General features: G+C 32.4%; 12 protein-coding genes. 4 read left to right on the forward strand and 8 right to left on the reverse strand.

From position 1 onward, the window contains the following. Nucleotides 1-28 precede the first annotated feature (28 nt). The 3 genes from ACNFIH_RS14525 to ACNFIH_RS14535 all read left to right on the forward strand — a co-directional run bounded on the left by ACNFIH_RS14525 (nucleotide 29) and on the right by ACNFIH_RS14535 (nucleotide 3,855). Entirely contained in the window at nucleotides 29-790 is a 762-nt protein-coding gene (locus tag ACNFIH_RS14525) for a sensor histidine kinase (RefSeq protein ID WP_426483694.1), read from the forward strand. Next, the gene (locus ACNFIH_RS14530) at nucleotides 753-1,472 is read left to right on the forward strand and encodes a LytR/AlgR family response regulator transcription factor (protein ID WP_426483695.1); all 720 of its coding nucleotides are present in this window, start codon (nucleotides 753-755) and stop codon (nucleotides 1,470-1,472) included. The genes ACNFIH_RS14525 and ACNFIH_RS14530 overlap by 38 nt, the downstream gene beginning before the upstream one ends. Nucleotides 1,473-1,584: 112 nt before the next feature. Beyond that, complete coding sequence (locus ACNFIH_RS14535; RefSeq protein WP_426483696.1) at nucleotides 1,585-3,855, forward strand: cation:proton antiporter; 2,271 nt, start codon at nucleotides 1,585-1,587, stop codon at nucleotides 3,853-3,855. Between the two features lie 247 nt (nucleotides 3,856-4,102). Here ACNFIH_RS14535 and ACNFIH_RS14540 read toward each other — a convergent pair whose 3' ends face one another. The 3 genes from ACNFIH_RS14540 to pyrH all read right to left on the reverse strand — a co-directional run bounded on the left by ACNFIH_RS14540 (nucleotide 4,103) and on the right by pyrH (nucleotide 8,149). Next, complete coding sequence (locus ACNFIH_RS14540) at nucleotides 4,103-6,595, reverse strand: DUF5686 family protein (protein WP_426483697.1); 2,493 nt, start codon at nucleotides 6,593-6,595, stop codon at nucleotides 4,103-4,105. A gap of 119 nt (nucleotides 6,596-6,714) precedes the next feature. After that, nucleotides 6,715-7,278 carry a ribosome recycling factor gene (gene frr, locus ACNFIH_RS14545; protein ID WP_035653278.1) on the reverse strand — a complete coding sequence of 188 codons (564 nt, stop codon included), beginning with the start codon at nucleotides 7,276-7,278 and terminating at the stop codon, nucleotides 6,715-6,717. Nucleotides 7,279-7,441: 163 nt separating this feature from the next. After that, complete coding sequence (gene pyrH, locus ACNFIH_RS14550) at nucleotides 7,442-8,149, reverse strand: UMP kinase (RefSeq protein ID WP_142451631.1); 708 nt, start codon at nucleotides 8,147-8,149, stop codon at nucleotides 7,442-7,444. 189 nt (nucleotides 8,150-8,338) lie between these two features. Between pyrH and ACNFIH_RS14555 the strand changes: the two genes are divergently transcribed. Further along, nucleotides 8,339-8,956 (forward strand): thioredoxin family protein, encoded by a 618-nt coding sequence (locus ACNFIH_RS14555; protein WP_426483698.1) that lies wholly within the window; start codon nucleotides 8,339-8,341, stop codon nucleotides 8,954-8,956. Between the two features lie 369 nt (nucleotides 8,957-9,325). Here ACNFIH_RS14555 and truB read toward each other — a convergent pair whose 3' ends face one another. From truB to ACNFIH_RS14580, 5 genes are all read right to left on the reverse strand, one after another. After that, nucleotides 9,326-10,015, reverse strand: a complete 690-nt coding sequence (truB, locus tag ACNFIH_RS14560; RefSeq protein ID WP_426483699.1) for a tRNA pseudouridine(55) synthase TruB — start codon at nucleotides 10,013-10,015, stop codon at nucleotides 9,326-9,328. Beyond that, the gene (locus ACNFIH_RS14565; protein WP_426483700.1) at nucleotides 10,015-10,812 is read right to left on the reverse strand and encodes an undecaprenyl-diphosphate phosphatase; all 798 of its coding nucleotides are present in this window, start codon (nucleotides 10,810-10,812) and stop codon (nucleotides 10,015-10,017) included. Before ACNFIH_RS14565 ends, truB begins: the two co-directional genes overlap by 1 nt. A gap of 96 nt (nucleotides 10,813-10,908) precedes the next feature. Further along, nucleotides 10,909-11,163 carry a DUF3098 domain-containing protein gene (locus tag ACNFIH_RS14570; protein ID WP_035653289.1) on the reverse strand — a complete coding sequence of 85 codons (255 nt, stop codon included), beginning with the start codon at nucleotides 11,161-11,163 and terminating at the stop codon, nucleotides 10,909-10,911. 83 nt (nucleotides 11,164-11,246) lie between these two features. Next, on the reverse strand, nucleotides 11,247-12,122 hold the full coding sequence (locus tag ACNFIH_RS14575) for a cell division protein FtsX (protein WP_426483701.1): 876 nt from the start codon (nucleotides 12,120-12,122) through the stop codon (nucleotides 11,247-11,249). A 270-nt stretch (nucleotides 12,123-12,392) separates the two neighbouring features. Further along, nucleotides 12,393-12,734: a winged helix-turn-helix domain-containing protein gene (locus tag ACNFIH_RS14580; RefSeq protein ID WP_426483702.1), complete on the reverse strand. Its 342-nt coding sequence runs from the start codon at nucleotides 12,732-12,734 to the stop codon at nucleotides 12,393-12,395. Nucleotides 12,735-12,936: the final 202 nt, after the last annotated feature.

Raw genomic sequence — 12,936 nt, forward strand, 5'->3', positions numbered from 1 at the left:
CAAAAAAACTTTTAATTATTCATAATCAATGCAGCAAAACAATACCACAACTTTTATTTTTTTAGCGATTCTTTTATTGCTTGTCGTCATAATCTGCTTTATGATTTACCAATTAATGCAGGCCAAAAAAGCAAAAGATGACGCCGAAAAAAGTTTTTATGCACTCGAAGTAAAAGTGAATGATTTGCAGCTAGAAACTTTAGAATCAAAACTGAATCCGCATTTGTTCAAGAATATTTTGAATTCAATTCAGTCGCACGCTTATCAGACTTATTTCGCTTTAGATAAATTGGCCAATGTTCTGGATTATATTTTATACGAAAGCAAAAAAAAATTTGTCACTGCCAAAGAAGAAATTGATTTTGCACTGAATTTGATCGAAATCAATAAAATCAAGATCAGTCCGCTTTTTGAATTGAAAATCAAAACCAATATCAATAAAGATGACAAACTTTATGATCAACCTTTATTGGCACCGTTAATTTCGATTGATTTAATTGAAAATGCTTTTAAACATGCCGATCTTCAAAGTGCCGATGCTTTTATATCGGTTGTTTTTGAGTTTAAGGATAATGCTTTTTTTATGACGGTTTCGAATAAAATTTCAGATAAAAAAGTATTGAAAAAAGAACGAAGCGGTTTTGGACACGCCACTTTAGAGCATCGTTTGCGAATTATTTACAAGAATAATTTCAAGCTCGATAAGTTTGTAGAAAACGATGTTTATATTGCTCATCTAAAAATAGATTTACTTGGATACAAAACTGAAATGCTTGCTTCTGGACGATGAGCTTCCGGGATTAACATACCTGAAAATGCTTTGCGAACAAATTCCGGAACTGGAAATCGTAAAAACATATAATAATCCTGAAAAACTTCTGTCTGATTTGGCTAATCTTGATTTTGATTTGCTGATTTCGGATATCGAAATGCCAGGAATCGACGGACTTCATTTGGCTGAAATGCTTCAAAATAAATTGGTGATTTTTTGTACCGCTTATAAGGAATACGCTGCTGATGCTTTTAACATTGATGCTGTTGATTATATCACAAAACCGGTAAAATTAGAACGTCTGCAAAAAGCGATTGCCAAAGCCGTTGAACGTTTTGATAAACCAGATACTAAAAAGAAATTTATTCAATTAAACACCGACAAAGGCAAAACGTTGCTTTATTTTAATCAAATTCAATATATAAAAACGGCTTTGGGAGATAGTCGGGATAAAACGGTTTTATTGACAGATGGCAGTTTTCTGAATCTGAAAAATGTTAAATTTGATACACTTTTAAACGAATTGCCTGACGCTGATTTTTGTCGTGTGAATAAAAAAGAAATCATTGCTGTAAAAGCGATTAAATTTTTTAATCATAACGAAATTGTGCTGCATCATTTGGAAGAAAACAATAAAAATATAACGCTAATTCTCAGTGAAACGTACCGTGCAGACTTTTTGAAAAAGGTGAAAATATAACTTATTACAAAGTTTTACGGACTTATTACATAGATTTAAAATTAGCGGTAAAATTGCTTTTTCACGTAAATCGGACTTCTGATATTTGTTCCATAATTTAAAAAAACGAATTATGAATAACTTTAAAAACTCCTTATTTTACATTACAGTAATTGGCGGTTTTACGACTTTGATATATTGGATAATTTCACAAGGTTCATCTCTTGAAGCGGGCCGAAATGTATTAGAAAAAAAAATAGAAAGTAATCATTGGAATGATTTTTTGAATTCAATGGTTGAAAACCTGCAACATCCTCTTGCCATATTATTAGCGCAGATTGTAACTATTATTTTGGTTGCGCGTTTGTTCGGATGGTTTTTTAGAAAAATCGGACAGCCATCTGTAATCGGAGAAATGATTGCGGGAATTGTTCTCGGGCCATCTTTAGTTGGAATGTATTTTCCGGAGTTTTCAGCCGCTTTATTTCCAAAGGAGTCTTTAGGAAATCTTCAGTTTTTAAGTCAGATCGGTCTGATTCTTTTCATGTTCGTTATCGGGATGGAATTGGATTTGAAAGTTTTAAAAAATAAAGCGCATGATGCCGTTGTAATTAGTCACGCGAGTATTGTTATTCCGTTTGCTTTAGGGTTAACACTTGCTTATTTTATTTACGGAACTTTTGCTCCTCAAGGTGTTGCATTTTCTTCGTTCGGATTGTTTATGGGAATTGCTATGAGTATTACCGCATTTCCGGTTCTGGCAAGAATAGTGCAGGAGCGAGGTCTTCAAAAAACGAAATTAGGAACTATCGCCATTACTTGTGCGGCAGCCGATGATATTACGGCTTGGTGTATTTTGGCAGTTGTAATTGCGATTGTAAAAGCAGGTTCATTAGCTAGTTCACTTTATGTAATTGGTTTGGCGATTTTGTATGTGATTATCATGTTGAAAATTGTTCGTCCTTTCTTGAAACGTGTTGGGGATTTAAATTCAACTCGTGAAAGTCTGAACAAACCTGTCGTTGCGATTTTCTTTCTGACACTTTTATTTTCGGCATATGCAGCTGAATTAATTGGAATCCACGCATTATTCGGAGCTTTCTTAGCTGGAGCGATTATGCCGGAAAACAGTAAATTCAGAAATATTTTTATCGAAAAAGTGGAAGATGTTTCGATAATTGTTCTTTTGCCTTTATTCTTTGTATTTACGGGTCTTCGTACACAAATCGGATTGTTGAATGATCCTGCTTTATGGAAAATCACTGGATTAATTATTGTTGTTGCTGTTGTAGGGAAGTTCTTTGGAAGTGCTTTGGCAGCAAAATTTGTCGGACAAAACTGGAAAGACAGTTTGGCAATCGGTGCTTTAATGAACACACGTGGATTGATGGAATTAGTTGTTTTGAATATTGGTTATGATTTAGGAGTATTATCTACAGAGATTTTTACAATGATGGTAATCATGGCTTTGATCACAACTTTTATGACCGGACCAGCTTTAGATTTCATCAATTTTGTTTTTAAAGATAAAGTTACAGCAGTTCCAGAAGAAATTGGAACCAAAAGCAAATACAAGATTCTGCTTTCTTTTGCCACTCCTGAAAGAGGGAAAAAATTGCTGAAAATTGCAAACAGTTTAGTTAAAAAACAAGGGGACAATTCTGTTGTAACTGCAATGCATTTGTCTTTAAGTACAGAAATCCATTCATTCGACGTCAAAGATCACGAGCGAAAAATGCTGATTCCTATTATTGAGGAATCAAAAAATTTGAATCAAAAGATAAATAGCGTTTTTAAAGTAACAAATGATATCGATGCTGATATTATTGATTCGGCTAATCAAGGCGAATATGATTTGTTGCTTGTTGGATTGGGACAATCTATTTTTGATGGAACTTTACTTGGAAAAATCCTTGGGTTTACAACCAGAATAGTAAATCCAGACCGATTGATAGATAAATTTACAGGAAAAGAAGGTTTGTTTGAAAATTCTCCTTTTGATGAAAGAACACGTCATATTATTGCCAAAAGTAAAATGCCGGTCGGGATTTTTATTGATAAAGATTTAGAAGAAGTTGATCAGGTTTTTATGCCGGTTTTTAGCAAAGAAGATGCTTATTTAATTGAATACGCTAAAAAACTGATCAATAATAACGGTTCTCAAATTACAGTTTTGGATGCGAGCGGTGAAGTTAAAAATACTCGCGATATTCAGGAAACAATTCGTTCGATTGAACAGATTGCTCCAAATCATATTATGATTATGCATGACAGAACAATTAAGAAAGAGTTTTTAGAAACGCAAAACTTAATGATCATAAGTTTAGATAGCTGGAAAAAACTGATTGAATCTCAAAGTACTTGGTTGAATAATACGCCTTCTGTTTTGATTCTTAAACCTTAAATAGTTTTAAATTTTAATACTTTAAATCCCAAATTTCAATTGTTATGATTGGAGTTTGGGATTTTTTTATAGCCACGAATTCACGAATTTATCGCATTTCTTTGCGCAGTTTGTTAACCATAAATTTCACAAATTGTAACAAAATCAATTTGTGAAATTCAGCGGAAAAATTTTCACAAAGTTAAGAGGTGAAATTCGTGAATTCGTGGCTGAAAAATTTGTGATTTAATACATTGGAATTTAAATCTTAAAGCCCCAAATCAATAACATAAGAAATCTTAACTGCAATATTATCTTCAAATTTCAGCAATTGATTTGGTCCATAGCGATAAAATCCCCCTAGTCCAAAACCTTTAAAAATTCGGTTTAACTCAATTCCGGATTCGAAATAACCTTTGTCTAAAGTTTTATAATCTGGACCAACATGCTGTTCAGGTTTTTCCATATTTCCCCAAGCCATTCTTGTAACCAAAACTAAAGAAGGTCGAACCTTTTTCATGATTTTAATTCGGTCAAAACCATGTTTTATTTGAAAGAATAAATATTGACTAGAGAAAAACTCATTAAAATACATGGTTTCAAAACTGTTTCTTCCGGCAAAAGTAATACGCTGAATAACGGTTTCTTTAGTTAAATTATTTGGCATCGTGTTGTACAAATGCGTAATGGGAACATCGCCCATTGCATATCCTCCTTGCAACAACAAACTCGTTTTTTGTCCATTCAGGTATTTTTTTTCATACTCTGTTTTGAAATCTATTTTACTGAATGTAAAATCGTTTTCAAGAACATTTGGCAATGACTGCGTGTACTGAAATGTAAATCGCGGAAATCTTTTATCTGTTTCTGTTCTTCCCGTTGGAGTCTGCATAAACTCACTGAATGGCGCCCAAACAATTGAAACCATTGCAGTAGTCATAATGTAATTCGAGTATAATTGTCCGTTTAAATTGAAAAGATAGTCAAATTTTGGCTCAACATAAGTTCTTGCTAATTCAAAAACAGCTTCAGTTTTCGGAATAATTTTGGTCTGAACATTGGCTTTCCAAGCAATATATTTGTAGAAAGTACTAATATTGATTGGACGTGGATCATAGATTTTGAAAACGCGTTTGTCAACAGCAAAAACGGTACTTGCAATCTCGCGGACATCATCTGTATAAGATCCATTTAGCCAGGTATTGGTGTTTTTGTCCAATAAAACGCCAGAACCTATATTGTATTTAAAAGCACCATCTTTTGTTCCGTACGCGCCATAACCTTCAATTCTGAAGTTTTTGGAAAATCGATCGTTTGTAACGCCTCCAAGGCCTAAACGAAATCCTTCATAGTTATTATAACTGATGACTTTTTTTAAATCCAAATCAATTGGCCCGATAGGAAGATAACCATTGATGATTTTTCGGCCCAAACCAAGACGTTTTTCAATTCTTTTGCTTAACGATAAACTGTCTATTAATTGATAGGTTCTTTGACCTTTAAGATCTAAAGCTTCTTTTCGATAAGTATTCCAGAATTCTTCGGGCTTTTTATTGGCATCATCTTTAATTTCAATATAAAGCGACGGATTTTTTATCGAAGGATTTGTGTTGTAATGAATATCGAAATTATTGCTTTCAGAAATTAAATAAGTAAAATCAGAAGCTACTTTTTTTCTTCGTTCATAATTGTCTTCAACGTCACCATCAAATTGAATTGTTCCGCCTAAAATCTTAATATCATCGTCATTTTTTCCTTTGACAATTTTAAAAGTGGTATTACTTTGAAACCAGATTTTTTCCTCTGGCACATATTCAAATTCGTGTATACCGCTAATATCTAAAACGGCTTTTATACGCATTACAGCTTTTGCAACAGCAAAATTTTCCTGATCAATATATAAAACACCTTCTAGTGCATTTGTTTTTCTTTTCTTGTTTTTGAAGTAAATCATAAAGGTATTTCGACCTTTAATGGGAACGGTGTCCAGAAGCTTGTAATTGTAATCAGAAAATGCGTTATCAGCAATTGGACTTTGATGTTTGGTTTCAAACAATTCATATTTCGAATCATAAATCGAAATAGATTGAAGATTAAAAGCAATAATTTCATAAACAGGTTGCTTAAAACCGGCCATTTTTGTACCTAAAATTGTTTCTTTTAATTTGTTGTTTCCAAATTGATACTGCGAAACTTTCTCCGTTTGAAATAAATGCTGTTTGCTTATGATTTCTTTAAACTTATAGTCCGAAGAATCAATGTTGATTTGCTTTTTATTGAAATCTTTATAGGTTGCAGAAGAATCGATTCGGCCGTCGATCGAATCTGGATTTGCCGTTACAATCAGTTTATTGTATGTTTTGTATTCAAAACTGCTAAGTTTTTTCTGCGGATTATTTTTGTTTTTATTCGCAATAACTTTTTTTATGATGGCTAATGCAGGATTTTCATTGGAAACAACGACTTCCTTTAAATCATCTGTTTTTTGAGAAAGTGAAATAGAATAGAATTTTTTGTTCTCTACAACTGGAATTAATTTTGTTTGAAAACCAATATAGGAAACAGCAAAAGTGGTCGTTTTTGAATTGATTTTAAGTTCAAATTTTCCATCAACATCTGTAATAGTATTGTTGTTGTCTGCAGTAGTTATGGTTGCAAAAGGAAGCGGTTTATTGTGTGGATCGGTAACAATTCCGTTTATTTGAAACTGCGCCTGAATGGTAAGCGTGAAAAACAAAGTCAAAAAACAAAATAGCTTCATACAGCGTGTTATAGTTTCAAAAACGAAAAGATTTTACTTTTGGTATGCAAAAATAAGAATAAAAAAATCCGTCTGACGCTATTTTGCCAAACGGATTTTTTATTTTGTGCCAAATGTAATTACACTTTCATGATTTCAGCTTCTTTTGCAGCTAATAACTCATCGATTTTTTTAGTGAAAGCATTTGTTAAGTTTTGAACTTCTTCTTCAGCAGATTTGCAGATGTCTTCAGAAGTTCCTTCTTTTTCTAATTTTTTAATATCAGTATTCGCATCTTTACGAGAATTACGAATACCAATTTTAGCATCTTCAGCCTCAGATTTTGCTTGTTTTGCCAAATCACGACGACGCTCTTCTGTCAAAGGCGGAACGCTGATAATGATAACATCACCATTATTCATCGGGTTAAATCCGATGTTTGCAATCATGATTGCTTTTTCAATTGCTTGTAGCATATTTTTTTCAAACGGCTGCAAAGTAATTGTTCTAGCGTCAGGAACACTGATTTTTGATACTTGAGAAAGTGGTGTTGCAGCTCCGTAGTAATCAACAAAAACACCTCCAAGCATTGCCGGAGAAGCTTTTCCTGCACGAATATTTAGAAATTCTTTTTCTAAGTGTGCAATCGAACCATTCATTGATTCTTCAGTACTTTCTAATATGAAATCTATTTCTTCACTCATTTTTTTAGATTTTTAGATTTTTAGAAGATTAGATTCTTAGACCCTAAAAATGTAACTTCTAATTTACTAACTGATATTGTTTTTTATTTTTTTGAGATTGCCCATACAGATTGTTCGAATGTAGAAAAATCTAGTTTTCTAAAAATCTAACAATCTAAGCAGTCTAGATATTTACTACAGTTCCAATGTTTTCGCCTGCGCAGATTTTCAAAAGGTTTCCAATTTTGTTCATATCAAAAACAACGATTGGCAATTTGTTTTCCTGGCTTAATGTAAAAGCGGTAGTATCCATTACATTTAATCCTTTTTTAAGTACGTCGTCAAATGAAATGAAATCAAATTTTACTGCTGAAGCATTTTTTTCAGGATCAGAATCATAAACTCCGTCAACACGTGTTCCTTTTAGTATAACATCAGCATTGATTTCGATTCCTCTTAAAACAGCTGCAGTATCTGTTGTAAAATATGGATTTCCGGTTCCGGCTCCAAAAATTACAATTCTGCCTTTTTCAAGATGACGATCGGCTCTTCTTTTGATGTATGGTTCTGCAATAGATTCCATTTTCAAAGCAGTCTGCAAACGAGTTTTCATTCCTTTGTCTTCAAGTGCGCCCTGCAAAGCCATTCCGTTAATAACAGTTGCAAGCATTCCCATGTAATCTCCCTGCACTCTGTCCATTCCTGAGCTTGCTCCGGCAACGCCTCTAAAAATATTTCCTCCTCCAATAACAATAGCAATTTCTACTCCCTTATCGTGAATTTGCTTGATTTCATCTGCATATTCGCCTAGTCTTTTCGGGTCAATTCCGTATTGTAAATCACCCATTAAGGCCTCGCCGCTAAGTTTTAGAAGAATTCTTTTATATTTCATGTTTGTGTTGCGTTAATTTGTGCAAATATAGACATATTCTGATTTTTAAAAATAATGTTTACAAAAAAATAATTGCGTCTTGATTTTAAAATTATAAAGAATTTTACAGTTTTTTTATATCAAATCTGACAAAAGTCATTCTTCAATCTTCAGAAATCCGTAAATTTATGCTAAGCAAAATAACTATTTATGAAAAGTATCGTAGCCAAAGCATTATTCAATAGCCACTCTTATATTGAATATCGAAAATTAGTAACCGATTTATTATCAGAAGGAAAATCAACCGGAAACGAGCAATCTGACAGTTTGACGAATTATTCAAAACTGAATGAAGCCAGAATGAATCGACTGGAAAAAACGATTGTAATTTCTGAAGATACAATTTCAAAACTGCAGCATTTGGACAATCATTATATCTGGCTTGTAATTTCAGAAGGCTGGTGCGGCGATGCGGCTCAGATTCTTCCAATTTTAAATAAAATGGCGCTTGCTTCAGATAAAAAAATAGATTTACGAATTGTGCTTCGTGATGAAAACGATGACTTGATGAATCATTATTTGACCAATGGCGGAAGAGCAATTCCAAAAGTAATTGTGATTTGCAAAGAAGCGGGAATTGTTCGAACAGATTGGGGACCAAGACCAAAAGGCGCGACAGAGTTAATGGCAAAACACAAAAGAGAAGTTGGACCAATTGATGAAAAAATAAAAACCGATTTGCAATTATGGTATTTGGCTGATAAAGGAATTTCAGTTCAGGAAGAACTTCTGGAGATTATGGAAAACATCAAGTACAATCGGTTATAATGCTTTTCTTTTGAAAAAATAACGGGCAAAATAATTGTTGATAACGTGTTGATAATAAACCAAATAAGATGTTAAATAAAGGCTCTAAAATTTTTATTTGGAGGAAAATTTTGTATCTTAGTAAAACTATCCCACTTCTATTATTAATTTTCTGATTTACTCTTTTTATTGGTGTTTATTTAATGTTTAACTATTAAAAAATCACTATTATGAAAAAGTTATTCGAAAGATTCTATGATTTCTTTTCAACCTTTTTATTTGGAGGGAAAAATGTGCCTCACTATTAACTCAGAGGGAATAAGTATGGAATAACTATACTTTGATTTACGAGCTTGGCACATTACTGCTTATTTGTAATGTGCTTTTTTATTACTTTAAGCTTTCTTCAAATAAAGTAATATCGATCGCATTTTTAACATCATATTCGCCAATTTTAGTACGGCGCAAGACAGTTAAATGTGATCCCGAATTCATTGCTTTTCCAAAATCATAAGCAAGTGAACGAATGTAAGTTCCTTTTGAACAAACAACTCTAAAATCTATTTCAGGTAATTCAATTCTAGTAATTTCAAATTCGTGAATTGTCGTTTTTCTGCTTGCAATTTCAACAGTTTCTCCTGCTCGTGCATGTTCATATAAACGAACACCATCTTTTTTAATAGCAGAGAAAATTGGCGGTTTTTGATCAATTTCACCTAAAAACTGTTTTACCGTTTCATGAATTAATGTTTCGTCAATATGATCTGTTGGGAAAGTCTGATCGATTTCTGTTTCTAAATCATATGATGGAGTAGTGGCTCCAATGAAAAATGTTCCTGTATATTCTTTGGCCTGACCTTGCAATTCAGAAATTCTTTTGGTGAATTTTCCAGTACAGATTAATAATAAGCCAGTTGCCAAAGGATCTAAAGTTCCGGCGTGACCAATTTTGAACTTTTTTGGAAGTCCGACTTTATTAATTAAAAGGTATTTTAATTTATTGACAGCTTGAAACGAACTCCATTTTAGTGGTTTATCAATCAATAAAACTTGTCCTTCTAAATATTCTTCAGGTGTCATTATATAATTGTAAGCGGGTGAATGAAAAAGTGAATCACTAATAAAATGATACCTGCAATGATTCGGTAATAACCGAATACTTTGAAACCGTTTTTAGTCAAAAATCCAATGAAGCTTTTAATCGCTAAAAGTGCTACTGCAAAAGCAACAATATTTCCAATAACCAACATGTTTACCTGATCATGAGATAAGTCAAATCCTGCTTTGTAATAATCGTAGCATTTTTTTGCCGTTGCGCCTAACATTGTAGGAACTGCCAGGAAAAATGAAAATTCAGCAGCTGTAGTTCTGGATAATTTTTGTGACATTCCGCCCACAATACTTGCTCCGCTTCTAGAAACTCCCGGAATCATGGCGATACATTGAAATAATCCAATTTTGAAGGCTTGTAAATAGGTGATTTCTTGTGAAGTTTCGGCTGTGTTTGGACTGTTGAACCATTCGTCAACTTTCAATAGAATTAGTCCTCCAATCAAAAGTGAAATTGCAACTGTAACTGGGTTTTCTAATAAGCCATCAATAAAATCGCTTAATAATAATCCGAGTACAACTGCAGGAATAAATGCTACTAAAAGTTTGAAATAAAAATCAAACGTCTGAAAGAAACGTTTAAAGTATAAAATTACAACCGATAGTATCGCGCCAAGTTGAATTACAATCGTGAAAAGTTTAGTGAAATCATCATGCGCAATCCCAAAAAAAGAAGAGGCAATAATCATATGTCCTGTTGAAGAAACAGGCAAAAACTCTGTAATTCCTTCAATAATGGCAAGAACGATAGCTTGTAATGTATCCATTTATTAGATTGTTAGATTATTAGAATGTTAGACTTCTTAGATTTTTTTAGAAAAGACTAATTTAAAGATCTAAGGTGTCTAAGATGTCTAAGGAGTCTATTTAGATTTTTTGAAAATAGAATAAATAGTAATTCCAAAACCAATTAAAACAGTTGTTGGAGCTAAACGAATACGTCTAAAACTGAAAATATCTTCGTTGAAAACATTCGGGTCGTTACTTCCTCCGCCTGACATTAAAATAAATCCTAATGCAATAACTCCAATTCCAATTAATAAGATTTTGTAGTTAATGCCGTCAAAAAGAAATTCGTGATTATCTTGTTTTCCTTCTTTAATATTGTTGTTTTTCATTTTTATATTTTGTTAAACCTTGCAAAAATTAAGGTTATTTATGTGCTATGCTAAGGGAATTCAGAGGTGTTTTAAATCTAAAATTAATAAAGATCGTCAGTTCTTAAATTCAAGAAACGTTGTGTTGCAAAATGTGTGCTTACCCATGTAATCAAAACACCTAATCCGAAAACAGCCAATAAAACCAATCCGATTAGCGCTTTGTCTTCTAAAATTCCTAAACCAGGGAAATTAGTTTCAACATAAATTAAAAGTGCAATTAAAGCTACGATTGCTAATGCTGCTCCTAACATTCCTAATTTTACGCTGCGCATTACAAAAGGCTTGCGAATAAACGATTTTGTTGCACCAACCATTTGCATAGTTTTAATAATAAAACGATTAGAATGTATAGAAAGACGTAGTGAACTGTTTATTAATAAAACTGCAATTACAGCAAGAAAACCGCTGATAATCAAAATCCACATACTTACTTTTTTGATATTGTCATTTACCAGATTTATCAATTGTTTATCATAAACAATATCTTCAATCATTGTGTTTTGACGCAGTTTGCTTTCAATTTTAGAGATACTGTCTCTTTCAACATAATCCGCTTTTAAATGTATGTCGTATGAGTTCAATAACGGATTTTCTCCTAAGAAAGTCAAGAAATCTTCTCCAATGATATCAGTATGTTCTTTTGCCGCCTTTTCTTTAGAGACATAAACAAAAGATTTTGCGAAAGGCGCTCTTTTTAAATCTGCATTGAATGCTTTGATAACACTATCATTAGCCTCATTTTTAAAGAAAACCGTCATGGCGATTTTTTCTTTAAAATCATTAGCCAGTTTTTTAGAATTAATAATGAATAATCCCAGTACTCCCAAAAGGAATAAAACCAAGAATACACTTAATACTACCGAAAAATAAGAGGAAATTAACCTGCGCTTTTGAAATTTATCAAAGTTAGAACTCATAGTCTGCTTAAATTATGTGGTAAAAATAATAAAGAATTTCTTTATTTAAAGTTATTAACGAACTTTTATAGTATAAAAGTACAATTCCATATTGAATAAAAAGTTTTATTTAACCGCAAAGTGCGCAAAGTTTTTTTAATGCCTAATGTTATTAACGCAAAGTTCGTAAAGCTTAATATAGATAAAGCTTTGCGAACTTTGCGTTTTGTTATTGTTTATTTATTAAAAAAAACTTTGCGAACTTTGCGGTTAAAATTTCGCTGTCAAAATTTAAAATTTCAAATTCTGAGTTTCTTTCTGAGCAAATTCTTTAATTCGTTTTTCGATTTCATAAAAAACAGAAATCGCTTTTTCTCCAGCTTCTGTCAATCTTGCTCCGCCGCCGCCTTTTCCGCCAAGAAGTTTTTCTACTAAAGGACTTTCGGCACGTTGATTCATCTCTTCAACCAATTGCCAAGCCTGACGATACGCCATCTTCATCTCTTTTGCTGCATTTGTAATCGATCCGGTTTTTTGAATGTTTTCTAAAAGCCATATTTTTCCAATTCCAAGAAAAGCACCTTCCATTTCTTCAATCCAAACCCGGACTTCAATCGAATATTTTTTATCCATACTCATTTTGTTCTAATGACTTTATAAAAATAAACATTAATCCGTAAAAGTATTCGTTCTTTTTTTTTCAAATGTTTTATAAAAAAGAAATATTTGATACGTATTTTGAAACGCAAACATAAGTATTTTTACGTAATTAAAAATAAGTATTTTGTTATTTTATTTGTTTGTCAACGAAATAGCTTTGGAACAAGCTACAATA

It is taken from the genome of Flavobacterium sp. 2 (assembly GCF_049949195.1).
In the GTDB taxonomy this organism is placed as follows: domain Bacteria; phylum Bacteroidota; class Bacteroidia; order Flavobacteriales; family Flavobacteriaceae; genus Flavobacterium.